The sequence below is a fragment of the Allobosea sp. P2_B12 genome (assembly GCF_056404835.1).
The window spans coordinates 67,607-91,412 of sequence record NZ_JBFUDG010000011.1; the positions used below are offsets into that span (position 1 = coordinate 67,607).

Genomic DNA, 23,806 nt, shown 5'->3' on the forward strand with positions numbered 1-23,806 from the left:
GGATGCTACTCGGAGCCGCCATCCACAGGCGCATAGAGGACCCGCTCAACGGCATTTGCAGCTCGGACCTCGCCGTTCGGCCGCGTCGGGTTCTCGCCACGGGGCTTCAGGCGGACGCGTTTGGGCACGCCGGGAGCAAGGTGGAACCAGCTCTCTTCGGGCCGCCAGTCGGCATCGACGATATGGACCGACTGCGCCAGGCGCCGGCAGGAGATCGCAAGGCTCCAGCCCTCTCCATCTCGTTCGAGCGCGGCACGCAGACCGAGTTCGTGGCGTTCATGGCCACGTCCGAGCGGGAAATGGAACGCTTCGGCCAGAACGGTCCCGGCCTCGTCGCGCAGCACGGCAGTAGTCGCGTCATGGCCGGGCGGGCCGAAGCGGTAGGCATAGGAGATGTCGAAAAAGCGGCCCAGGAGATCGAAGGCCGAGAGGCTGGCGCTGCCATGCGCTTGGAGCGCGACCGCGCGCGACACCTTCACGACCGCGACCTGGCCGTCGCGCCAGCAGGTCAGTTCGAGATGCGCCGAGAGCGGGACCGGGCGCTCGTTGATCAGATGAATCGCCAGTCCGTTGACGCCCTCGTCGGTCATCATGACCTGGACCGGACGGAAGGCACGCGCGAGCCCGTGCCACGCAGCCTTCGGTTCGCCATCGCTGGCGATGACGCCCCAGCCCGCGCCAGGCGCGAGATCCTGCAGCAGCCAGACCAGCGCGCCTGATGTCGGCGAACCCGGCCGGCGCCATTCCGCGAACGTCTGCTCCATCACCTCCGCGGAGGTCGCGCGAGAGAGCGTCAGATAGCGTTCCGGGTCCTCCCGCCGCAACCGCTCCGGGTCCAGCCCGTAGAGCACGCCGAGATAATGGTTGCGCACGTCCTCGAAATCCCAGGATGCGCCGAGATCGCGCGGCACCCCACGTTTCCAGTCCGGGTGATGCGTCAGCGCCGGCGGATGGCCGGAGGCGAGCGAGACCTCTTCGGGAACGTTGGCGAAGGCGAGGCTTTCCGCAGCGAACCGAACATGGGCGCGGCGCGCGTCGTCGAGGCCGCGCAGATAAGCGCCCACGCCGTAGTAATGGGTGACACCCTTGTCGGCGACGAACGGCAGGGCACCGCCCGAAGGCGAATTCGGCACATAGACGATATCGGGCCGCAGCCGCGACACGACTTCGGGAAGGATGTCGTCGAAGACGGGGCCCGACCACGCAGCGGGGGGCGCGCCCAGCATTGCCGCCTGCTGGAAGACCTCGCTGCCCCCGCAGAGAACGACGAGGCTCGGCAAGCCCTGCGTCCGGTCGAGCAGCGTTTCAGCTTCCGCCCGGATCGCGTCGCGGAAAGCGGCGTCGCCCTGCGGGTAGTCGAAATTGGCCAGCATCATCTCCTGCCAGACCATGATGCCGAGTTCGTCGCAGAGCGCGAAGAAGGCATCGTCTTCATAAGCCATGACACCCGGCACGCGGATCATGTTCATGCCGGCGTCGCGGGCGAGCTTCAGCCAGGGCTCATACACCTCGCGTCCGCTGGCGAGCGTGACGACATCGGCGCTGCTCCAGCAGGCGCCGCGGCAGAAGACGGGCACGCCATTGACGACGAGACCGAAACCCTCGCCATCCGCACCGCGATCGACCTCCAGCGAGCGGAAGCCGATGCGGCCGAGATCGATGGTTTCATCACCGAGATGGAGGGTCAGCGCATGCAGGGCAGGTTCGCCATGGGTGTGCGGGAACCACGGCGCGATGCCAGGCAGTCGGAGCGTGCCCGACAGCGTGTCCGGCGCAGTCGGGTCCAGAGCCGCCTCGCCTGTGGCGCATCGCATCACCGCGCGTGACGGGACGTCCCCGGCCTGTTTCGCGAGGCGAACCGTGAGCGCGACCGTGCCGGCCTCACCGTCATAGGCCGTGCGCAGATCGATGCCTGCGACGACTGCAGCCGCTTTGTCGATCTCGACCCGTTGTACCTGCCGGAACGGCCCGGTCGGCAGCCCCGGCGGGCACCAGCCCGGCACCGAGCCCAGTGCCGTCGTGCGGAACCAGCGCAGGCCGTTCGGCTGGATCATCGCCGGGCGCCAGCGCGAGCGGCGCGGCGCGGCGGCGAGCTTGGGCACGAGCGCGCGGAAGCACAGCGCAATCTCGGTCCCTGCCGGCGCCTCGACGGACAGCGCAAGCGGCTGGAACATGGAACGACTCTCGGCAGCGAGCGCGCCGTCGATCCAGATCTCGGTCCAGCTCGCCAACCCCTCGAAACGCAGTTCGCCGTTCAGCGCCCGGTCGAGCCGGGTCACGTACCAATGGTCCTGCCCGCCGACAGCCTCCGCCGTCGCATCCGTCAGGCGCCCGAGTGCACGCAAGGTGCCGGCGACCGTGCCGGGGGCGACCGCCGGCTGCCAGTCACCGTCGCGCGGCAGATCGAGAGGAGCCACAACGGCATCGGCCGCCGTCGCCAGCCAACTCCAGTTCCCGATCGCCTCGGCGCTCTCAGCCTGGCGCGCGACGATGCGGGCCATCCGCGTTCAGGCCGCGAAGCGGCGGGCAAGCGCCTCGCTGACGACGTCATGTTCCGAGGCGAGACCCGCCAGGCTCGCATCGAAACGCTCAAAGCGCTTCTGCTTCACCGCCCGCGCCAGGTGGAACTGGGCGATCTTCGCGCCTTCGGCGATCCGAAGCGCTGCCTCTCTCGCATCGCCGAGTCCGTCCAGCGTGGTCCCCAGCCATTCGAGATGGGTCGCCAGCAGCTCGAAATTGGCGCCGAGCTGGCGCAGCGTGTTGAACGCGTAGAGATGGAAGACCTCGCCCGGCCGCTCGGAGAGAACCTGCGCCTGTGCGGTCGCGACCGCGCGAAAGGCTGAAACCGGGTTGGCTTTCGGCCGCCTCCGGACATGGCGTGACAGCAGCGCGAGCGCGGTCGCTCGCAGGTCCGCATCGCCAGGCGGATGCTCGGGCAGGTGCACCATCTCCGCATAGGGGAACAGCGTGTCCTCGCGCATCTGGCCCGGCAGAAGGCGCAGGAGCCCGTCGAAATCCTCGCCCAGGGCGCGGTGCAGCCCGTCATTGTGGAAATAGTCGAGCGCGCGGCCTGCGCGGTCGAGGCGGTTGACCGCGATCGTGGTCTTGCCGTGGCTGGCGCGATAGGAGACGCCCTGCGTGTCGGGCATGTAGAAGGAATCAAGCTCGATCAGCACCAGACGACGCCGAGCGATCTGCTGCTCGAGATGGCCGATCAGGTCGTCATAAAGCGCAAGCTCCGTGACGCGCAGGCCGTAGAGGGCTTCGAGATCGTCGAGCGGTGGCTTGAAGAAGGTGAACTGGTCGCCTTCGAAATCCTGCGCGACGGTGAAGCCGAAGGCGGCCGCAGGCTCGGTGCCAAGCGCATGAAGGATTTCGATCCAGAGATCGGCATAGCAGTTCGTCTGCGGCCAGTGTCGATCGCCGGAATGCATCGCATGCCGGCGATAAGCCAGCGGATCGCCCGGCAGAAGCGGCTCCGGACCCGCTGGGACGACGGGGCGGCCCATCGTGGCGTGGACGGTCATGGTGCTTATGGCCAGAGAACGGCGCGCACAGCCGTCGGCCAGGCGTGGACGTCGAAGCCATGATGCTTGAACAGCGCCAGCGCGACGCGCTCCATGCCGAAGCCGACGCAGGCCGTATGCGCGGTCTCGCCGTCTTCCGTCTTGATGCCCCAGGTCGTGCCGAAATGGTCCTGGTGGTAATTGAACGAGAGGCAGGCGGTCGGCTTCTCGACGCTTTCGATCGGGATCAGGAGTTCGAATTTCAGGCGCTGGTCGCGCTGGTTGTTGGCGAGCATGCGCCCCGCGCGGCCAAAGAACGGATCATTGGCGACATCGACATGCAGCGGCATCCCCAGCGAGGCCATCATCGTTTGGCCACGCTCCAGCCAGGTCGCACGGAACTCGGTGACCTGGTCGGGCGTGCCGAAGCGCACATACTCGCGCATCCGGAAGAGCTGCATGCGGGCCGGATCCTTGGAGGGCTCGTGCCTGAAGCAGTACGACTGCAGGTCGAACAGCGCGCCGCCCTTGCCGACCGGGCCGCGCTTGGCGACGACGGGGTAGAGCACATAGCAGGCAGCCGGGGTGAGCACGATGTCGGTGGACTTCTGGCCGACCGTCCAGTCCACACCGTCGGTGACGTTGTGAAGCAGTTCGGCATGAGCCCGCTCGTCACCCTCGAAGGCGTGCACGGTGCCCGCGAGCTGCGGGAAGCTCTTGAGATAGCCGCTCTTCTCGAAATGCTTGCGGTTCATCGCCGGCGGAAAGCGCGCGACCTCGGCCCCGTCCTGGCCGCCATAGCGCGTGATCAGGTCATCGAAGCGGGCCACGACCTCCTCGAACAGGCCGCTACGGCCATAGAGACCGTCGACGCCGGTGTCGATCAGCAGGCCACTGTCGATGAGCTCAGCAAGGAAACCCTGCTGCTGTTCGCAATTCTGGCACATTCAGATCACCGGGACAGGCTGGAATCGTGCTTGTACACGGCCAGCAAATTGGAAGTATTTCCGAGGATTCGGTCGTTGTTGATCATGATCGGCGCCGAGAGCGCGTCCCGCATGAGGCGGGCCAGGCTCGACGGGCTGTCGTTGCGATAGCCCTGGATGCCGCAGATCAGGAAGGCCTGGCTGACGATCTCGCCGACGCTCTGCGAGGCGGCGATCTTGATGCTGTTCATCGCCACGACGAAGCCCATCGAGGAGAGTTCGTCGGCGTCGTCACGGGCGCGCTCATAGCGGTCGAGCCCCGCGACGACCAGCGCCTTGAACTGCTGCAGACGGGCGAGCAGCTCGGCCAGGCGCAGGGCACTCGGCGGTGTCGTGCCCGGGCGCTTGCGGGCCTCGCCGCGCACGAAGCTCTCGGCACGGGCGACGGCCTCGGCGGCAATGCCGTACCAGACGCCGGCCCAAAGCAGATGGGCATGGGCGAGCATGGATTGCGCCGCGATCTCGGCGAAGGGCGTCGGAATGATCTGTTGCGCGGGGGCGCGGCCGGCAAAGGTGAAATTGTCGGAACAGGTACCGCGCATGCCCATCGTGTCCCAGACAGCGCTGCGCTCCAGCCGATACTGGTCGCGGGTCACGACCGCCATGACCTGGTCGGAGGGCGGCGCTTCGGGCGTGCGGCGGGCCGTGATCAGGATGGCATCGGCCTGCGCGCCATAGGAGATCAGGCAGCCCTCCTTTTCGAGGGTGAAGTCCTCGCCGTCGCGCATGACGCCGCAGACGCTGCTGCGCAGGTCACCGCCGACGCCGCCGCCTTCGGTCGTGGCCGAAGCGAGCAGGAACTGCTCATCGGCGATCCGTGCCATGAAGCCGCGATGCCAGGTGTCCGCGCCGCAATGGACCACGAGGCTCGACACCTTGATCTGGTGCATTGCGTAGATCATGCCGGTCGAGGAGCAGCCCTGGGCCAGGATTGACCCGATCTCGGCGATGGTGGCGAGGCTCGCCTGCTCGCCGCCATGGGCTGCCGGGATCATGATGCCGAGAAGACGTTGCGTCCGCAGCGCTTCGAAGGCCTCCTGCGGGAAGCGCGCCTTGGCATCGACGTCGGCGGCATGCTCGGCCGCGATCCTTGCGACAGCACGGGCCCTGGCGATCATGGCCTTTTCGGACTCTGCGCGCGCACCGAGATCGACCAGGACAGGGCGCTGCCTGCTTTCAATCGACGCCTTCGGCTGCGGTTCAGTCGCCGGACGGCTGGCGGCCGGCGACATCAGACGCGCTCGCTCTGGATGCTCTGGATCGCGTTTTCGATCGCCGCAACGGAAGCGAAGTTGCGGCGGTTCATCATCTTGTCGGGGAACTCGACCTCGAAGGCTTCTTCCAGCGCCATCATCAGCTCGACGGTGCCGAACGAGGTCAGGCCGGCATTGTAGAGATCGGCGTCGTCGGAGAGGGTGGCGACGTCGACCGGCAGCCGGGCCGTCGTCTTGAGAATGTCCTTGATCCTGCTCTTCATCGTTTGGCCCTGCCCATTTCGTCCGCTGGTAACCTCGGGAGGATGACGTCGCGTGCGAAGACACGACGAGCGCATCGCGCGCCCGCCGAGGCTCCTGCGGGTCTCATCTCTCGCGAAGTCCTGATTTGTAGTGTTCGACGCGGTGTTTTCTTATGGAGCTGGCATACCGCGGAAAATTTAATGGCGCGTTGCAGATTTCGTCGAAACCTGCATTCGAACATACCGCCGGCGGCATCTTGCAATCTTTGGTAAACGGCAATCGCCTTGCGGTGTTATCCGGCGCGCCCGCCTTCCGCCCGGTCGCAAGTTCGATCAGGCCGGGCTTTGTCGGTTCTCTCGCCAGGCCGAGGGCTAGGCTCGCACTGCCCGGAGCAACATGTGAGGGCGAAAACGAGGGAAGAGGGTCTCAAACATTCGGAAAGGCATTTTTTTCAGCGGTTCCGCTGGAGCCTGCCAAAGCATTTCAAACTCAACAAGCTTCAATCCCGCATTGTTCAAGCAAGACTCCAATTCTGGTCTCGTATACTCGCGCCTATGCACGTACTCGTGCTCAAAGTCGACGTTCGAGAATAGATCGTGAGGCAAGGCAACAATCGACCTGCTGAATGCCAATTTCAGTATATTTCTCAATCTGGCAAAATTGTCAGTCGTGATAAAAATTTGTCCAGTTGGTGAGAGAGAGGATATCAATTTCCGAAATATGTTTGTCGGATCCGCCCGGAGGTGCTCGATATTATCGAACCAGAATACAGCGTCAATTTCGTTTAGCGGAGACAACCAATCCGAATCGGAAATATCCCCCGGAAACGTTCCGGCAAAATTTTTATATGTATCATTTTCTATAGCAAGTGTTTCAGCAAAATCGACAACATAAACGGCTGCATCAAGTTGTTTTTGAACGACTTCTTCGACAAACGCGCCGCCGGCACCTAATGAGAGGATACGCGATCTCGGCGCAAGCCGGCTCAAAGCCATGTTCGCTGAGCGATACTGCCTGTAGAAACTGCTTTCGAAATAGGAATTCATATGGAATTTTCGCTTCTCAAGATCAATAGAAGCGCGAAATTCGGATTGAGTTAAAGAGCGCACAGTCAAGACCCTCAGCCAACGACGTCGATCGATTACCAAGCGATTATTAATATTCAGGACTCGGTGAAACGTCGCTTTCCGAGGGTTCGATAGCACTTCGTAAAGCTCTCTTGCCGCCGAGCTGCGATGGAAAGCTATAATTTCTTCCCTCAACCAGTTATGCTAACCCGCTTGATTGATCGAGTCCGCTCTCGGTCGCCAATTGACCCGCGCTGTCGCAGGCTCAGACGGTCCTGGCGGCCAGGTAACCCGGGCGCGGGTCCGCAGGCTCAGCGGCCAACCTCGCTTTGGCCGCATCGGGAGCGGCATCGCTCGTGCCCATCAGGAACCACAGCAGCGCGGCGGTCTTGATCGAGTAGACGGAATCGCTGACGAGCATCAGCAGGCAGATATACGCCGCGACACTGGCCTTGAATCGCCAGGCCCGGGGCGAGCGCTCCGGTGTGAAAATGAAAAGGCTCCAGAAGCCGATCACGCCGATCAGGCCGATCTGGTTGAGCGAGTAGGCGTAACCCGAATCCGAGAGGAAGGGCTTGTCCGGCGAAAGGCCCCATACAGCCGACGGCGACAGCGAAGTTATGAGCCGCGCCGTCCAGAGGAGGCGGCCGCCGAAGTTGTTCTGCCAGTTCACCTCCGCACTGGTGAAGCCGTATATGGCCAGCCCAGCCAGCGCGAAGAAGGGCGCGGCCAGCCAGACGAAGCGTGGCGTGCGCGCCGCGAAGAACCAGGCGATCGTCGCGACGATGCAGACATTGGCGCCGAACCGGGAGTCGCTGAGGATGATCGCGCCGATGCCCGTCGCCATCGTCAGCCAACGCTTGCTCATCTCTTTCCGGTTCAGGCACCAGATATAGATGATCGCGCCGAAATTTCCGGTCGAGATCGGCTCCAGGAAGACGGATGAGGCGCGGTGTGGTCCCAGGAAGGGCAGCAGCGTGCGCGCATCGGGCCGTATGCCCGATGCAAAGAGCGCTCCGGTCTCGGCCTTGACGTCGGAGGGCGCGACCGTGCCGCGCGCGACGTAGTATTTGATGATGTTGAAATATTTGACGTAGACGTCGAGCGCCAGGAATTCAAAAAGGCCGAAGACGACGACGATCAGGCCGCAGGTCAGGGCTGCACGATCGGCCAGCCGCGGATCCCGGCAGCTCCGCCCGAGCAGGTAGAAGGCGATCGGGATCAGAAAGTCGCGTACCGCCTTCGGGTCGAGCAACGGGCGCATCGCCATCAGCATGGCAGCATAGGAGATGAAGACGGCCAGCACGACATAGGGTGCCGCGCTCCGGCCGAGGCCGAGATAAAGCGCTGTGGCAACGAGCACGACCTCGGAGCCCATGACCATGGTGTCGTTGACGCCCATGACATTCGTGTTGAGGAAGCACAGTGCGGTGTTGAAGGTGAGCGCTCCCACCAGCAGCGCGAGCACCAACGGCGCTGGCGGATGCGGGCCATCTGCATCCCCGAGATGATGCCCGGCGACCATCAGGCAGCAGCCCTTGGCCACCTTCCAAACAGGCGCTCGTCTTCGCCCGGGGTCACGAGCGCGACGACGAGTTCGCCTGTCGGATCGACTTCCGCGGCCGCCTTGATGATGTCGGGCGCCCCCATCCCCGAGAGATCCGCCGCCAGCACGACCGCATCGGGCGAGACCGCGCGGGGGCTGGCGACCGCACCGGACCGCAGGACGAGTACGAAATTGCTGCGACGCGACGCAGCTCCCGACGCGCCCGTGCCCCTATCGAAGCGCCGGATATTGACGTCGTTGCGCCCCGCGCTCTCGCGATAGATCAGGACGCTCTCGCCGATCTCAGCCAGGGCCTGGGCAAGATGCTGCGCGATATCGGCCTGCGCCGCAGCGTCGAGCGGGCCGGCGATCAGGACGGAAGCCGGCAGGTGCCGCCCGAACTGCGCCTGGAGCAGTTTTGCGACCGGGACGAGCGCAGCCAGCCGCCCGGCGATGTCCTTGGGTAGCCGCGCCACGCTGGCAACGCCGAGAATTTCTCCGGCCTGCTTGGGCGTCAATGCGCTCTGCGGCAGCAGTTTGCCGACCCGTGGGGGCAGCAACTCCATGAGATAGGCGACGCCCAATCCGGCGCAGGCTCCAAACAGCAGAGCGACGGCCAGGACGATGATCGCAGGCGGCTTGGATGCGACCGCGGGCGGAACGGCTTCGGACAGCAGGCGAGAATTGCTCGTCTCGATCTTCTTCTGCTGATCGAGTTCGCGGGCACGGGTCAACGACGCATTGTAGACGGCCCGGATCGCCTCGGCCTCGCTCTCGAGCTGGCGGAGCCGGATCTGGGCGACGCCGCTGTTTTCCTGCGACCTCGTCAACTCACCGGCGCGCTTTTGGAGGTTAGCGAGGTTCGACTCTGCCTGGCGGTAGGCCTGCTGTACCGAGGAGCGGACGCGCCCGAGTTCCGCGGCGAGCAGTTTGCGCGTCTCGGCCAATTCCGCCCGGATCTCGAGCAGTCGCGGATGCTGGGGCATCAGCGTTTGCGCCAGGCTCGCCGCCTCGCGCGCCGTCTGTGCGTATTGCGTGCGCAGCGAGACGATGCTGGTCGAGGTCAGGGCCTCGGGAATGGTATCGGAGAGCAGCGCAGTGTCGCGCAGGTTGGCGATGCCGTCGCGACGCGCCGTCTGGCGGGCAAGTTCCGCGTTGGCCTGGCCGATCTGGGTATAGAGATCGCGCAGCTGCTGCGTCACGACGAGTCCGGTCTCGCCGGTGCTGACGAGGTTGTTCTTGATCCGGAAGGCCTGGATGGCCGCTTCCGCATCGTTGAGCTGCGTCCGCAGTCCGGCGATCTGGCTGATCAAAGACTCGTTGGCGCGCTCGACCGCGCCGCGACGCCCGTCATTGCCCTGGCGAAAATAGGCCCTGGCGAGCGAGTTCGCGATATCGGCCGATTTTTCCGCCTCGGGATGCGACACGATGATGCGGAAGACCAGCGAGTTCTCTACGCGCTGGATGACGATGGCACGGCGCAGCGCATCCATCGTCTGGGCTGCGCGCTGTTGCGGGGTCGGCATCAAAAGCTTGCCGAAAAGGCGCGCGAGAATCCCGGGCTGAGGCGTGAAGGCGGCGTCCTGCTCGAGGTCGAGATCGCTGATCACCTGGCGCAGCACGCCCGACGAGGTCATTACCAGCGACTGGCTGTCGACATTGGCGAAGTCGATCGAGGCCGAGCTGTCGGCGCGCACGATATCCTTGCCGACGATCTGCAACGCCTGCGGATCGACCAGCAATTCGGCCGTCGCGCGATAAACCGGCGTCTGGACGGCGAGATAGGCGAGCGCGAGCAGCAGCGTCAGACCGGCGCTGGCCGCCACCATCCGGCGCCTGCGCTTCAACAGGCCCAGGAGCTCCGGCAAGCTGAATGCCGAGGTCGGCGATGGCGCGTCGCGTCGTCCGCCGACCTCCAACGCAGCAACCACCTGAAGCCTCCCGAAACGCGGCCTGATGCCCCCGGCCGGTTCTGCTGGCCCGAAGGGCAGATAGCCGAAGGCGCTGAAATCCAACAGGTATGCTGGCGATCCGTGGTTAAGATTCCCCTAAGTAGACAGCTAAAATTTTATTGATCTGTAGAGATTTATCTAAAATCGGATTTAACCACGATTGATGCGGAGATAGCTTCGATGTTTATTGTCATTGGCCTTGGTGATAAATAGATATTTAGAGAAATCGTCCGTACTTACAGAGACCAACGCCGCCGTCCTGGAGACGCGTCCTGGGTGGAGCCGCAGCATTGCCGACCCGCTTCAGACCTCGATCAGGACGCCGCGCCGAATCCCCGGTAACGGCGTTGCGGCAACCTCAGGCATCATGACCCTTTCCTTCAGCAAGGATCGGGCGACGCGAGCAGCCGTGCGTACCGCTGGGACGATGATGGAAGCGTCCCGGAGAAAGGGAGCGGCATGCGGATTCTGATGGCCTGTGCGGCATTCCCTCCGTTCATCGATGGCGGCGGGCCGATTTCGGCGATGATCGTGGCGAAGCTGCTGCTGGCGGCAGGCCACGATGTCGAGGTGATCAACGTCGCCGATGAGGACAAGCACGAGATCTTCGACGGCGTGCCGGTCCACAGGCTGCGTTCGCTCAATATCGACTGGAACTACCGCCTGCCGCGCCCCGCGTGGAAAAAGCTCGCCTGGCATGCGCTGGAGAATTTCAATCCCCGCGCCTTCTTCGCCATGCGCCGCGAGATCAGGCGCATCCGACCCGACATCGTGCTCACGGACTCGATCGAGAACATCAACGTGGCGACCTGGGCCGCGGCCAGAAGCCAGGGCGTGCCCGTCTGCCATATCCTGCGGAGCACCTTTCTCTTGTGCTGGAAGGGCAGCATGTGGCGCAACGGCGACAATTGCGCCCGGGCCTGCGCCTCCTGCCGGGCGACCTCCTATGGCAAGAAGCTGACGTCGCGCTTCGTCGACGCCGTCATCGGCGAGACCGATTTCATCGTCGCGCGGCATCTCGACGAGGGCTATTTCCCTCACGCCACCTCATATCGCATTCCCGGCGCGATCGCGCCGCACGGTTCAGCCGTGCCTCGCGAGGGTCCGCGCGACGGCCGGCCGTTGCGGTTGGGCTTCATCGGTGTCCATGATGCGATCAAGGGACTCGACACGCTGGCTGCGGCCGCCCATCGCCTGAAAGGCCAGCCAGTCGAATTCCTGATCGCCGGAACCGGGAAAGGCGATTACGCCGCCGCGCTGCCGGAGCGGTTCCCGAGTGAGAACACACGTTTCCTCGGCTGGGTTCAGCCCGATGCCTTCTTTCCCCAGATCGACGTGCTCGTGGTGCCCTCCGTCTTCCGGGAACCCTTCGGCCGCGTCGTGATCGAGGCGTTCGTCCATGGTGTTCCGGTGATCGGAGCGCGCTCGGGTGGAATACCCGAGACGATCGAGCCCGGCGTGAGCGGCGCGCTGTTCGCGCCCGGAGACGATGGCGCCCTGGCGCAGCAGATCACGGAACTGGTCCAAAACCCGGAGCGCATCGCCAGCCTGTCCACCGGGGCGCTCGAAGCGGCGCGGCGCTATGCGCCCGAACGGATCGCAGCGTCCTATGAGGCCGTCTTCGCCGAGCTGCTGCGCAATGCGCAGCGGCGCCGCGTGCCGGCGATACAGGACGCAACGCCGTGAAAACCCTGCTGGGATTGTCCAGGCGGACGGAGGCCAGGCGGTTCGTATCTGCCTTCTCGTCGCGATTCAGCAGCACGTTCCTGAGCTTCTTCGTCCTGCTGACGGCGAGCCATTTCCTGTCCACCCAGGAATACGGCCTCTATGTCTTCCTGTTTTCGATCGGCAGCGCGCTGGGCCTGATCGCGGTTCTGGGTCAGCAGATTCTCGTGGTGAAGCGTTATCAGCGCCATGAGGACGCCGGCCATCGGCTGAATCAGGCGTTGATCGGCGTCAATGCGCGCTGGCTCGCGCTCGGCTGCGGGCTGCTGATCGTTGCGGCCGTCCTGTTCTTCGTCCTCGCGGACAGGCTGCCGGAGCCCTATCGGCATCTCTGGGTCGCCCTGGCCTTTGCGGCGGTCTTTGCCGTCAGCGAGTACCTGCAGAACTATTTCCGTATTCACGGGCGGATCAACCTGTCGCTCGTGCCCCGCGAGATCATCTGGCGCGGCGCGTCGATCCTGTGCATCGCCGCCGCCGGCCTCATCGGCTATCGCGCCGATGGCGAGGTCGTCATGGCCATCGTCACCGTCCTGCTGGGGGCCACGACCTTGTATCAGGCCGTCGCGTTCACACGCGGCGAAGGCTGGGGCTGGCTGCCCCCCCACGACGATGTCCCTGCCGAGACCCGTGGAATCTGGCGCAGGGAAAGCCTGTATTTCATCGCCAACAACATCCTGAACTCGTCGTCGGCCTATCTGGAAACGATCCTGATCGGCGCGGTGCTGGGGCTGGACAAGGCTGGCTTCTATTTCGTGGCCCTGCGGATCGCGATGCTGCTGACCCTGCCGGTTGCGGCGATCGATACCGTCGGCATCCCCATGATCGCCGCCCGCTTCCAGAAATCGGACAATGCCGGGGCGCAGCTCCTGATTGGCCGCCTGTCCTTCGCCAGCTTCTGCATTTCGCTTCTGGGCGCGCTCGTCTTGGCGATGATCGCGCCCTTCGTCCTGTCGATCTTCAACGCGGATTTCGCACAGCATGCCAATGTCCTGACCGCCTTGTGCGTGCTGTCGGTCTCGCAGGCCTTTTTCGGGCCCGGCTCCTGGTTGTTGATGATCGGCGGCGGCGAGCGCTTCTTCCTGATCGCGCGCGCGGTGATCTTCGTTTTCTACCTGGGATTGCTGTACGGGCTGGCCCAGATCGGTGGGCTGATGGGCATCGCGATCGCCGGGCTTTTCATGTCGCTGGCCTCGAATCTGGCCGCCTGGCACTGGATCAAGCGTAAATATGCGATCGACAACATGGCGACGGCGTTCTTCAGGCCCTTCCTCTTCCAGGGCCCGACAACGCCAGAGCCGATACGGTCCGTGCCCGGCGGCGATCCTGCCGAAGCCGCGGCAAAAACAGCCGTTCATTGAAGATGCCGATGCGGAGCAGAGACATGGGCGCGGCGGCTGAACGGACACCGGTCATGGCGCAACGGCAGGATACGGCGCCCGAGCTTCCGGCGGCGCCGATGGCCGCGCTGTCGAGCCAGGGAACGCCCGTCGTCTTCTCGGGCACCATCGGCATGCTTTATCCCGGAGCCGCCTCCGTCGCGGTTCTGATGCTGGGCCCCGTCGGCTATGAGGAACTCTGCCTGCGCAGCACCTGGCGCACCCTGGCAGAAGCGCTGTCCCTCGCCGGCATGGCCTGCCTGCGCTTCGACTATCCCGGTCTTGGCGATGCGCTGGATGTCGCTGTGCCGCCCGGTCTAGACGACTGGACCGAGACCGTGCGCGCCGCCGCCGATCTGCTCAGGCAGGCCAGCGGCTGCTCACGCCTGATCCTGCTGGGACAGGGCCTCGGCGGAACGCTCGCCTTGCGTCTGGCGGATTCGTTGGCTCCGGTTTCCGGCTGCGTCGTCATGGCGCCGGTCGTCAGCGGCAAGCGCTACCTGCGCGAGCTATCCGTCTGGACGCGCATCGTCGCGGACCGCATCGGGATCGGCATGGATCCCGACGACGATACCGGCTGTGCCGTGGCGGGCCTACGGTTGCCGCCGGAACGCCTCGCCGCCATCGGAAAGCTCGGCTTGCTCGATCTCGACAGCCGCCCTTGCGACGAGGTTTTGCTGCTGTCGCGTCCCGGCGATGCGGCGCTCGCGACGCATCTGGCCGAGCGCGGCGCCGTCGTGACGAGCGCGCCCTATGATGGCTACGAGATGCTGACGACCGATCCGACCGGCGCCAGGCCGCCTTTGCCGACGATCGCGGCCATCGTCGACTGGGTCGCGCTGCGTGCGAGAGAGCCGGAACGGAGCATTCTCGCGCTCGCGGCTGCCCGGCCCCATGAGGGGCAGGCCGCGAGCCTCCGCGGGCCGGGCTTCGTCGAGAGCCCTGTGCGGTTCGGTCCCGGCGGACGCCTCTTCGGTGTCGTCTGCGAACCCGAGGGCCGCCCTTCGCGCTCGTCGATCGTCTTCGTCAACGCAGGCCGCGACTACCATATCGGCTGGGCCCGCGTCACCGTCGCACAGGCTCGCGCCTTCGCGGCGCGGGGCATCGCGTCGCTGCGCTTCGATACGAGCGGCATCGGCGACAGCCTCGCCGACGAGAACGGCCCCGAGGAGGTGCTCTACTCCGACGAACAGATCGCCGACGTCAGCCTCGCCCTCGACCTGATGGAGACGCGCGGCTACCAGGACCCGATCCTGATCGGGCGCTGCAGCGGCGCCTATGCCGCCTTCAACGCCGCCGTCGCGGATAAGCGGGTCCGGCAGCTCGTGATGGTCAACAACGAGCGCTTCGTCTGGGACCCCGACGAAAGCGTCGAGGATGCGATCCGGTACGCCCATCGCAGCGTCGGCGATTTCGGCGCGACCCTGAAGCGCAAGGGCGGGCTGCGGCGGCTGTTGACGGGCCAGCTGCGCATCGGTCCGGCCGGGCGCTACCTCCTGTTTCGCCTCCTGAAGCAGATTTCGATCCGGCTCGCGCCTTGGCTGGGCCGCCTGACCAAGCATGGCCGGCTGCGTCGCGAATGCCACCGGCGCTTCGGCGTACTCGCGACCCGCAAGGTCGATGTCGCGTTGATCTATGCCGAAGGGGATGTCGGCCTGGCCGAGTTCAACACTTATTTCGGCAAGACCGGCGACGGGATCTCGGCCTATCGCCACGTGTCGTTTTCGACCATTCCCCGCGCCGACCACAATTTCACCCATCTCGGCGCGGCGCTTCGTCTGCGGGACAGACTGCTGGAGACCGTCAAGCCATGACTATCGCGACGAGGCGGCGGAGCGCGGGCCTGCTGCTGGCGGTCACCGGCCTGTTGGGGGTCGCTGTGCCGGCAACGGGCGCGGAAATCTGCCTGCGCGGGGTCAACCTCTCGGGCGCCGAATTCGGCACGGTGCCGGGGCGGCCGAACACCGATTATACCTATCCTGCCGAGGCGGCGATCCGCCGGCTGGCGGGGCTCGGCATGACCTCCCTCCGACTGCCGTTCCGCTGGGAGCGCATCCAGCCCAAACTCGGCGGGGAGCTCGATGCGGCCGAGCTCACCCGTCTCGACCAGAGCATCGACACGGCCAAGGCCGCCGGTCTCGTCGCGATCCTCGACCTGCACAATTTCGGCTATTACGCTGGCAAGAAGCTCGGCTCCCCGGCGCTGCCGGCCTCGACATTGGGCGATGTCTGGCGGCGGCTGGCAACGCATTATCGCGACCGGACGAACGTGGTCTTCTCGATCATGAACGAGCCTTACGACATCCACAGCGCCGAATGGGCGAAGATCCAGAACGTCGCCATCGCCGCGATCCGCAAGACGGGAGCCCGGCAGATGCTCCTGGTCACCGGGACCGCCTATGGCGGCGCCCATAGCTGGACGGCGGATTTGCCGGTGGGCAACAACGGCCGCGACCTGCTGGCGATCGAAGACCCGTTGAAACGGTTCGCCTACGACTTCCACCAATATCTCGATGCCGACTATTCCGGCCGCCAGCCGGAGTGCTCTGCAGCGCAGGGCGCGCTCAAGGCCATCGACGACGTCAGCGCCTGGCTGGAGACCCATGGCCGACAAGGCTTCCTAGGTGAATTCGCGGCCTCCGACCGGCCCGAATGCGTCAAGGTCTTCAAGGAGATGACCACCCGTCTGGATTCGCGTCCGGAACAATGGATCGGCTGGGCTGCCTGGGGAGCCGGGCCATGGTGGCCGCCCGACTACGTCTTCAACCTCGAACCCACCGTGGCGGGAGAGCGCCCGCAGATGAAGGCGCTCATCGAGCAACTGAAAACCAAGGCGGCCAAAAACGCGAGCTGTGGCCGGACGGGACGTCCGTGAACGCGCCGCTCACAGGCGTGCGTGAGGGCATGGGCGTGCGTGAAGGAATGCGGATCGTCCATGTGGTCCGGCAGTTTCTGCCGAATCGCGGGGGGTTGGAAGATGTTGTCGCCAACCTTTGCAGGGCGCAGCTGCGTATGGGGCTCAAGCCCTCGGTCGTGACACTCGACCGGCTGTTTGCCGATCCGGGCCGGCGGCTGGAGCGGGAAGAGGTCATCGACGGCATCCCGGTCCGGCGCATTCCCTATCTCGGCTCCTCGCGCTATCCCGTCGCACCGTCGGTCTTCGCGCATCTGTCGCGTGCCGACCTCGTCCATGTCCACGCCATCGACTTCTTTTTCGATGCTCTCGCGCTGGGCTGGATGTTTCATCGCAAGCCGCTGGTCGCGACGACGCATGGCGGCTTCTTCCACACGCGCGACTTTTCCGGCCTGAAGACGATCTGGATGAACGGTCCGACACGGCTGTCGTCTCTGGCCTATCGCGGGATCGCGGGCTGCAGCGCCAATGATGCGCGGATGTTCGAGACGGTGGCGCCCGGAAAGGTCCGCGTGATCGAGAACGGCGTCGATCTCGACAAATTCCGCGGCGCGTCCAGCCCCGAACCGGTTCGACGTCTCGTCAGCATCGGGCGCTTCTCCAAGAACAAGCGTCCCGAGAACCTGATCGCGACCATGACAGAATTGCTGCGCTCGGGCGCCGACTGGCATCTCGACATGATCGGCGTCGAATCCGACTGGTCCGAAGCCGCGCTGCGCGACGCCGTCGCTCGGGCCGGCCTGGCGGACCGGATCGACATCCATCTCGGCCTGGACGATGCAGGCGCCCGGGCCTTGATGCGTCGCGCCTCGCTCTTCGTCTCGGCCTCGGATTACGAAGGATTTGGCCTTGCGCTGATCGAGGCGATGAGCGCGGGGCTGATCCCCGTCGTCCAGCCCAATGCCGCTTTCGTCGCTTTGGCGGAGGCCTATCCCGTGATCCGTCTCGCCGATTTCGCCGCTCCCGCGGACGCGGCAGACGTCATCGTCGAGGCATTCGCGGCTTTGGAAGCTTCGCGCGGGGCCTTGAAGCCCGACGTCGACGCCCTCGCCCCCTATTCCTGGCAGCAGGTCGCCTTGAATTATCGGGCGTTCTACGAAGACGCGCTTCAGGGACGGCTCGATCGCGAGCGACATCAGCGGGAGGACCCACCCCTCCCTAGGCCCGGACAGTCCTGATCATTACGGCTTTGTGTCGCCGCCGAAGGAGCGAGGCAGCGACACGCGCCCTGTCAGCCAGCCTCGCTGGTCCTCCACGGCGTGCCAGTCGACGCATCGCCGTTGACTGCCGTGCCCTACACTTCATACTGACCTGCATGTCAGTCGGGATTGCGGCTCGGGCGAGGCTGTATTTGACGTGATCGTTGTCGGGGGCGGCGCCGGACTGATGAGCGCCCCTGCCGCGGCCAGGCATGGGCGTCCGGCGCGGCTGACGGAGACGGGATCCCGGCTCGGCGATATGATCTGCCTCGGCATCGCCCTCACGGGCCCGCGGCCGGAGCCGCCGCACAACAAGCCACGTCTCCGTGCCATCACCCCTCGCACGCGGCTTTATCTGGCGCCTCGAAAAAGCCTGGCTAAGAAGCGGCGTCACAATCCAATCCAAGGCGCCCATTCGCCAATTGATATATGAAGGCACCCGTTGCAAGGTGTCGGCATTGCTACGTCTTCACCCAAAAAGCCACGAGGATTCAGGCAATTTCAGCTTGGCGCGATCTTTGCCTCAGGCAAATTCGGCGTCGCGGCGTTGGAAGGCCGGCGCCGATATATGAGCAGGCAGACTGTTCGATATCGGTAGCAACAATCCTCGCGTGCCAGCGGCGGACAGATGATGGTCGAGGCGGAGGGCGCCGAAGTCGTGAACGGGAATCTGGCATGGGGACCGGACATTCGCTTTGCCGCTCCGGCGCGTCCCTGCGCGATCGCGCCCTGGACTGGCAGCGCGCCACACCGGCGTCACGCCCATGACCTCGCTTTGGCCTCATCCAGCCGGCCCGCCCGCAATGCCGCTCTCGCGGCTCCTCCCGACCGAGCATCAGGCGATGCCGGACGGGGCGCTGCAACGAGACATCTGCCAGAAATCAAAACAGAGGGAAGGGGAATAACCATGACCAAACTCAAGAGCCTGATCACGACCGCCGCTTTCGTCGGCGGCCTTGCCCTGACGACACAGGGCGCGCTCGCCCAAAACAAGCTCGAACTCAATATGGCGACGCCCTGGGCGGGCGGCCACTGGCTCGATATCGGCGCCAAGAAATATGCCGAGAACGTCGAGAAGATGACCGAGGGTCGCATCAAGATCAACGTCTTCCCGGCCGGCGCGCTCGGCCCGGCGCTCAAGGTCACGGAGACCGTGCAGAAGGGCGTCGCCGATATGGGCCATTCCTGGCCGGGCTATGACTGGGCCATCGACCGGACCGGCGCGATCTTCTCCGGCTGGTCGGCGGGGCCGAACCCGGAAGAGATGATGATGTGGCTCTACAATGGCGGCGGCGCCGATTTGTGGAAGCAGTGGCGCAAGGAGAAGTTCGACGTCGTCGCCTTCCCCTGCGGCGTGCTCGAGACCGAGTTCTTCATGCACTCGCACAAGCCGATCCGCACGGCCGACGACATGAAGGGCCTGAAGCTGCGGACCTCGTCCTCCTGGGCCGAGATCGCGCCGATGCTCGGCGCCTCCACCGTCGTTCTGCCGGGCTCGGAAGTGTTCAGCGCGCTCGAGCGCAAGGTCGTCGATGCGATCGAATGGGGCGGCCCCGGCAGCAACCTGTCGGAAGGTTTCCACAAGGTTGCCAAATACATCATCATGCCAGGCCTGCACGCCCCGTCCGGGGCGCATGACTGCATCTTCAACAACGCGACCTGGGCCAAGATCGGCGACAAGGACAAGCAGTTGCTCGAACTCGCCGGCCGCCTGACGGTGCTCGACACCTATCTCGGCTACGCCAAGAGCGATCTCGACGCCTACAAGACGATCCGCGCGACGCCGGGCCTTGAAGTCGTCCAGGTCGATCCGAGCCTGACAGCCGCCGTCGTCAAGGTCTCGGGCGAATGGGCCGAGAAGCAGGCTGCGACGAACCCCTGGTTCAAAAAGGCCTATGAGAGCCAGGTCGCCTTCATGAAGAGCGTCAAGCCGATGGCCGAGTTCCGCTTCGCAACCGGCAGCCGCTGATCTCCCGCAAGGCCGGCGTCTGCGAAAGCCGACGCCGGCCACGCCGCCCCATTCGAGGTTCTTCATGCCCATCGTCAGATTCATCGGCCTGCTCTCGCTCTGGTCGGGCCGGCTGGGAGCGCTCGTCGTGCTCCCGCTCGTCCTCGCCATGGTGTTCGAAGTGGTCAGCCGCTACGCCTTCTCGGCGCCGACCGCCTGGGCGTTCGAGCTCAGCTATATGATGATGGGCACGATCTTCCTGCTCGGCCTCTCTTACGCGCTTCTGGAGGGCCAGCATGTCAACGTCGATTTCATCCATCAGGCGCTGCCGCGGCGCGGCATCGCCGCGATCGACGGGCTCGGCTACATCCTGATGGCCGGGATGCTGTTCTGGCTGACCAATGTGCTGATCAGCAATTTCGCCGGGGTCTATCGCAGCGGCGAAGGCTCCGGCCTGTCGGCCTGGAACCCGCCGATCTGGCCCTATCGCTTCATCTATGCGCTCGGCTTCGGGCTGTTCGCGTTGCAATGCCTTGGCAAGGCGATCGAGAATCTCCTGGTCGTGTTCGGCCGCGAGACTGAAGGGCCAGCCCGATGACCTCGCAGACCGTCATGTGGATGTTCCCGGTTCTGCTGGGACTGATCTTCCTCGGCTTCCCCGTCGCCTTCTCGATGATGCTGGCGGCGCTCGGCTTCGGGCTTCTGCGCTTCGGCGGCACGCTCGTCCACCAGTTCGCCCAGCGCGTCGACGACCTCTCGACCAATTACGTGCTCGGCGCGATCCCGCTCTTCATCTTCATGGGCTCGATTCTCGAGCGCGCGGGCATCGCCGAGAAGCTCTTCGACGCGCTCTACATGTGGACGCGGCGCATGCCGGGCGGGCTCGCGGTGGCAGCCCTCCTGATGTGCACGATCTTCGCAGCGGCCAGCGGCGTCGTCGGCGCCACCGAGACGCTGGTCGGCATGCTCGCCATCCCCGCCATGCTCAAGCGCAACTACAACAACTCGCTGGTCGCCGGCACGATCTGCGGCGGCGGCTCGCTCGGCACGATCATCCCGCCCTCGGTCCCGGTGGTGGTGCTGGCGCCGATCGCGGCGATGTCGATCGGCGATCTGCTCGCCGGCATCCTGATCCCGGGCTTGCTGATGTCGAGCCTGTTCATTGTCTACATCCTGATCGTCTGCGCCATCAAACCATCGCTGGCGCCGCCGGAGACCGAGCCCGATCCGCGCAGCTTCGGCGAGAAGATCAGGTTCACCCTGATCGCCCTGATCCCACCGGCCTTCCTGATCTTCACCGTGCTCGGCACCCTGTTCATGGGGCTGGCGACGCCGACCGAAGCGGCCGCCTGCGGCTCGCTCGGCGTGCTGATCCTGGCGATCATCTATCGCCGGATGAGCTGGAGCCTGCTGTACCAGGCCGCGCTGCAGACCGTCTCGCTGACCGCGATGATCCTGGCGATCATCCTGGCCGGCGGCATGTTCTCCGGCGTGTTCTTCGCCTCCGGCGGCATGACCGCGACCAAGGCCGTCCTCGACGCCTTCGGCCTGTCGCCCTGGTCGGTGATCGCGGTGATCCTGTTCGTCGCCTTCATCCTCGGCTTCCTGATCGATTCGATCTCGATCATCCTGATCATCGTTCCGATCGCGATCCCGCTGGTGAAGAGCTTCGGCATTGACCCGCTCTGGTTTGCAGTGGTTCTACTGGTGATGCTGCAGACGGCCTATCTCACCCCGCCGATGGCGCCTTCTATCTTCTATCTGAGGGCGATCGCGCCGCCGAGCATGAAGCTCAAGGACATGTATTGGGGCGTGATCCCGTTCATCTGCTGTCAGTTGCTGGTTCTGGCGCTGCTGATCGCGTTCCCGGGGCTGGCAACCTGGATGCCGAAGGTCATGTACGGCAACTGAGCGGTGCAGGCGGGCTCTGGAACGGCTGGATGCCGAACCGCCATATCCGCGAACGCGAGAGGAGACGCCTATGCCTCGTTTCAAGGATTTCCGCCCCTCCGGAGTCATTCCTGCCACCCTGCTCGCGCTCAACGAGGATATGAGCATCGACGAGCGCCAGACCCGCAAGCATCTGCGTGATTGCGCGCTGGTCGACGGCGTCTCGGCGGTCACGGTCAACGGCCACGCCTCGGAGGTCCATGCCTGCAGCTTCGCGGAGCAGCAGCAGATCCTGGCAGCGTCGATGGCCGAGGTCGGCGATCAGGTGCCGGTTATCAACGGCATCTATGCCGACGGTTCGATCGAGGCGGCCCGCCTCGCTGCGATGGCGGACAAGGAGGGAGCATCGGCGCTGCTGGTCTTCCCGCCCAACAGCATGGCGATGGGCGGGCATCTGCGGCCGGACATGGCGATCGCGCATTACCGCCGCATCGCCGACGCGACCGACCTGCCAATCATCGCCTTCCAGTATCCGATGGCGAGCCATCTCGGTTACACCTTCGACACCCTGCTCGCTTTGTTCGACAAGGTGCCCAGCATCGCCGCGATCAAGGACTGGTCGAACGATGCGATGCTGCATGAAAAGCACATCCGCACCTTCCAGAACCTGTCCCGTCCCGTGAACGTGCTGACCACGCACTCCGCCTGGCTGATGGCCTCGCTGACGCTGGGCTGCAACGGCCTGCTGTCGGGCTCCGGCAGCGTCATCGCCGATCTGCAGGTCGCGCTGTTCCGGGCCGTGCAGGCCGGCGACCTCAAGACGGCACAGGCCGTGAACGACCGCATCTATCCGCTTTCGCAGGCCTTCTATGCACCGCCCTTCCTCGACATGCACAACCGCATGAAGGAGGCGCTGGTGGTGCTCGGACGGCTCGACAAGGCCGTGGTTCGCCCGCCACTGATGAAGATCGGCGACGCCGAGATCGCGCGGATCAAGACGGCGCTCGATCAGGCCGGCATTACCCGCGACGGCGCGCTCAAGCTCGCAGCCTGAGGCCCCCGAGGCCGCCATCATGCTGGGGAGGGCACGAGCTTGGCCGTTCGAGTCGGGCCGAGGGATCATCCGCTTCAGCGCATCGCCACGGTGCGATGCCGCAGCCGCCCACATTCCCTCTATTCCAGCACAGGAAGCGAGGCACACGGAACCCTTTCCTGGAACGGCTCTAAATCATTGGTGTTGTGAGATAATTTTGCTTTGTATAGGGAGTGTGGGGTGCAGTCGCGCCATAGTGCGTCCGAGACCGGACAAGCGCCCTGCAAAGCGCGGAAGGCCCTCAAGATCGCGTTCAGCCTTGCACCAGGTCCCGTCGATGAAGCCGCTGTCCAAGACCCTCTCCCAAGCCGAAACCGCATCGCCGGACCGCTCCGCTTTCGCGGCGGATGCCGCCGGTCGCGAAGACCTGTTCGCCCTGCGGGCGGTGTCCTTTTCGATTCCAGCGCGAGTCCTTCTGGAGCCGCTAACGCTGACGCTGCCGGCGCGGCGCGTGGTCGGCCTGATCGGCCATAACGGCTCGGGCAAGTCGACCCTGCTGAAGATCCTCGCCCGCCAGCAGCCCGCCAGCACAGGCGCGGTGCAGTTGGAGGACAAGCTGCTTGGTGATTGGGGGGACCGGCCCTTCGCCCGCAAGGTCGCCTATCTGCCCCAGCAGACGCCGCCTGCTGTCGGCATGCTGGTCAGGGAGCTCGTCGCGCTCGGCCGCTATCCCTGGCACGGCGCACTCGGCCGCTTCGGCCAGGTCGATCGCGAGAAGGTCGCCGAGGCCATGGCCCTGACCGATGTCGCGGGGTTCGCTGACCGTCTGGTCGATACATTGTCGGGCGGCGAACGCCAGCGCGTCTGGCTCGCCATGCTGGTCGCCCAGGACGCCGAATGTCTGCTGCTCGACGAGCCGATCTCGGCGCTCGACATCTCGCATCAGGTCGAGGTCCTGACGCTGATCCGCCGCCTTGCCGAAGAGCGCGGTCTCGGCGTGGTCGTGGTGCTGCACGACGTCAACATGGCAGCGCGCTTCTGCGATGAGATCATCGCGTTGCATTCGGGCCGGATGATCGCCCGCGGGACGCCCGACGAGATCCTGACGCCCGAGCGGCTCCAATGGATCTACGGCGTGAACATGGGGGTGATGCGCCATCCCGATACGGCACGTCCGCTCGCCTTCGTCCGATAGGCCGTCTGCCAT

18 protein-coding genes are annotated in these 23,806 nt (G+C 65.1%); 10 read left to right on the forward strand and 8 right to left on the reverse strand.

Annotated elements, in window-relative coordinates:
• Positions 1–5: 5 nt before the first annotated feature.
• From AC1DYU_RS21610 to AC1DYU_RS21645, 8 genes are all read right to left on the reverse strand, one after another.
• A complete protein-coding gene (locus AC1DYU_RS21610) occupies positions 6–2,501 on the reverse strand; it encodes a glycoside hydrolase family 2 protein (RefSeq protein ID WP_476793417.1) in 2,496 nt (831 codons plus the stop codon).
• Positions 2,502–2,507: 6 nt separating this feature from the next.
• Positions 2,508–3,527 carry a DUF1839 family protein gene (locus AC1DYU_RS21615; RefSeq protein WP_476793418.1) on the reverse strand — a complete coding sequence of 340 codons (1,020 nt, stop codon included), beginning with the start codon at positions 3,525–3,527 and terminating at the stop codon, positions 2,508–2,510.
• A 5-nt stretch (positions 3,528–3,532) separates the two neighbouring features.
• Positions 3,533–4,453, reverse strand: a complete 921-nt coding sequence (locus AC1DYU_RS21620) for an amino acid--[acyl-carrier-protein] ligase (protein ID WP_476793419.1) — start codon at positions 4,451–4,453, stop codon at positions 3,533–3,535.
• 5 nt (positions 4,454–4,458) lie between these two features.
• Complete coding sequence (locus tag AC1DYU_RS21625; RefSeq protein WP_476793483.1) at positions 4,459–5,649, reverse strand: acyl-CoA dehydrogenase family protein; 1,191 nt, start codon at positions 5,647–5,649, stop codon at positions 4,459–4,461.
• 74 nt (positions 5,650–5,723) lie between these two features.
• Positions 5,724–5,969: an acyl carrier protein gene (locus tag AC1DYU_RS21630; RefSeq protein WP_158485237.1), complete on the reverse strand. Its 246-nt coding sequence runs from the start codon at positions 5,967–5,969 to the stop codon at positions 5,724–5,726.
• A 351-nt stretch (positions 5,970–6,320) separates the two neighbouring features.
• Positions 6,321–6,995 (reverse strand): methyltransferase domain-containing protein, encoded by a 675-nt coding sequence (locus AC1DYU_RS21635; RefSeq protein WP_476793420.1) that lies wholly within the window; start codon positions 6,993–6,995, stop codon positions 6,321–6,323.
• Positions 6,996–7,281: 286 nt separating this feature from the next.
• Positions 7,282–8,541 carry a UDP-phosphate alpha N-acetylglucosaminyltransferase gene (locus AC1DYU_RS21640; protein ID WP_476793421.1) on the reverse strand — a complete coding sequence of 420 codons (1,260 nt, stop codon included), beginning with the start codon at positions 8,539–8,541 and terminating at the stop codon, positions 7,282–7,284.
• Positions 8,541–10,493 (reverse strand): GumC family protein, encoded by a 1,953-nt coding sequence (locus tag AC1DYU_RS21645; RefSeq protein ID WP_476793422.1) that lies wholly within the window; start codon positions 10,491–10,493, stop codon positions 8,541–8,543. Before AC1DYU_RS21645 ends, AC1DYU_RS21640 begins: the two co-directional genes overlap by 1 nt.
• Before the next feature lie 480 nt (positions 10,494–10,973).
• Between AC1DYU_RS21645 and AC1DYU_RS21650 the strand changes: the two genes are divergently transcribed.
• From AC1DYU_RS21650 to AC1DYU_RS21695, 10 genes are all read left to right on the forward strand, one after another.
• On the forward strand, positions 10,974–12,200 hold the full coding sequence (locus tag AC1DYU_RS21650; RefSeq protein ID WP_476793423.1) for a glycosyltransferase: 1,227 nt from the start codon (positions 10,974–10,976) through the stop codon (positions 12,198–12,200).
• Positions 12,197–13,597 (forward strand): lipopolysaccharide biosynthesis protein, encoded by a 1,401-nt coding sequence (locus AC1DYU_RS21655; RefSeq protein ID WP_476793424.1) that lies wholly within the window; start codon positions 12,197–12,199, stop codon positions 13,595–13,597. Before AC1DYU_RS21650 ends, AC1DYU_RS21655 begins: the two co-directional genes overlap by 4 nt.
• A gap of 53 nt (positions 13,598–13,650) precedes the next feature.
• Positions 13,651–15,429: a serine aminopeptidase domain-containing protein gene (locus tag AC1DYU_RS21660; RefSeq protein WP_476793425.1), complete on the forward strand. Its 1,779-nt coding sequence runs from the start codon at positions 13,651–13,653 to the stop codon at positions 15,427–15,429.
• Positions 15,426–16,490: a glycoside hydrolase family 5 protein gene (locus tag AC1DYU_RS21665; RefSeq protein WP_476793426.1), complete on the forward strand. Its 1,065-nt coding sequence runs from the start codon at positions 15,426–15,428 to the stop codon at positions 16,488–16,490. Before AC1DYU_RS21660 ends, AC1DYU_RS21665 begins: the two co-directional genes overlap by 4 nt.
• Positions 16,487–17,707, forward strand: coding sequence for a glycosyltransferase family 4 protein (locus AC1DYU_RS21670; protein WP_476793427.1), 1,221 nt, complete (start codon positions 16,487–16,489; stop codon positions 17,705–17,707). Before AC1DYU_RS21665 ends, AC1DYU_RS21670 begins: the two co-directional genes overlap by 4 nt.
• Positions 17,708–18,635: 928 nt before the next feature.
• Positions 18,636–19,697, forward strand: a complete 1,062-nt coding sequence (dctP, locus tag AC1DYU_RS21675) for a TRAP transporter substrate-binding protein DctP (protein ID WP_476793428.1) — start codon at positions 18,636–18,638, stop codon at positions 19,695–19,697.
• Between the two features lie 64 nt (positions 19,698–19,761).
• Entirely contained in the window at positions 19,762–20,274 is a 513-nt protein-coding gene (locus AC1DYU_RS21680) for a TRAP transporter small permease subunit (protein ID WP_476793429.1), read from the forward strand.
• Positions 20,271–21,587 (forward strand): TRAP transporter large permease, encoded by a 1,317-nt coding sequence (locus AC1DYU_RS21685; protein WP_476793430.1) that lies wholly within the window; start codon positions 20,271–20,273, stop codon positions 21,585–21,587. Before AC1DYU_RS21680 ends, AC1DYU_RS21685 begins: the two co-directional genes overlap by 4 nt.
• 70 nt (positions 21,588–21,657) lie before the next feature.
• Positions 21,658–22,620 carry a dihydrodipicolinate synthase family protein gene (locus tag AC1DYU_RS21690; protein ID WP_476793431.1) on the forward strand — a complete coding sequence of 321 codons (963 nt, stop codon included), beginning with the start codon at positions 21,658–21,660 and terminating at the stop codon, positions 22,618–22,620.
• Positions 22,621–22,936: 316 nt separating this feature from the next.
• A complete protein-coding gene (locus tag AC1DYU_RS21695; protein ID WP_476793432.1) occupies positions 22,937–23,794 on the forward strand; it encodes an ATP-binding cassette domain-containing protein in 858 nt (285 codons plus the stop codon).
• The last annotated feature ends 12 nt before the right edge of the window (positions 23,795–23,806 follow it).

Bases quoted from the DNA above. Each gene is read 5' to 3' on its own strand.
- AC1DYU_RS21630 (WP_158485237.1), bottom strand. From the start codon at position 5,969: ATGAAGAGCAGGATCAAGGACATTCTCAAGACGACGGCCCGGCTGCCG.
- AC1DYU_RS21660 (WP_476793425.1), top strand. From the start codon at position 13,651: ATGGCGCAACGGCAGGATACGGCGCCCGAGCTTCCGGCGGCGCCGATG.
- AC1DYU_RS21610 (WP_476793417.1), bottom strand. From the start codon at position 2,501: ATGGCCCGCATCGTCGCGCGCCAGGCTGAGAGCGCCGAGGCGATCGGG.
- AC1DYU_RS21635 (WP_476793420.1), bottom strand. From the start codon at position 6,995: ATGAATTCCTATTTCGAAAGCAGTTTCTACAGGCAGTATCGCTCAGCG.
- AC1DYU_RS21680 (WP_476793429.1), top strand. From the start codon at position 19,762: ATGCCCATCGTCAGATTCATCGGCCTGCTCTCGCTCTGGTCGGGCCGG.
- AC1DYU_RS21690 (WP_476793431.1), top strand. From the start codon at position 21,658: ATGCCTCGTTTCAAGGATTTCCGCCCCTCCGGAGTCATTCCTGCCACC.
- AC1DYU_RS21640 (WP_476793421.1), bottom strand. From the start codon at position 8,541: ATGGTCGCCGGGCATCATCTCGGGGATGCAGATGGCCCGCATCCGCCA.
- AC1DYU_RS21615 (WP_476793418.1), bottom strand. From the start codon at position 3,527: ATGACCGTCCACGCCACGATGGGCCGCCCCGTCGTCCCAGCGGGTCCG.
- AC1DYU_RS21650 (WP_476793423.1), top strand. From the start codon at position 10,974: ATGCGGATTCTGATGGCCTGTGCGGCATTCCCTCCGTTCATCGATGGC.
- AC1DYU_RS21685 (WP_476793430.1), top strand. From the start codon at position 20,271: ATGACCTCGCAGACCGTCATGTGGATGTTCCCGGTTCTGCTGGGACTG.
- AC1DYU_RS21620 (WP_476793419.1), bottom strand. From the start codon at position 4,453: ATGTGCCAGAATTGCGAACAGCAGCAGGGTTTCCTTGCTGAGCTCATC.
- dctP (WP_476793428.1), top strand. From the start codon at position 18,636: ATGACCAAACTCAAGAGCCTGATCACGACCGCCGCTTTCGTCGGCGGC.
- AC1DYU_RS21695 (WP_476793432.1), top strand. From the start codon at position 22,937: ATGAAGCCGCTGTCCAAGACCCTCTCCCAAGCCGAAACCGCATCGCCG.
- AC1DYU_RS21665 (WP_476793426.1), top strand. From the start codon at position 15,426: ATGACTATCGCGACGAGGCGGCGGAGCGCGGGCCTGCTGCTGGCGGTC.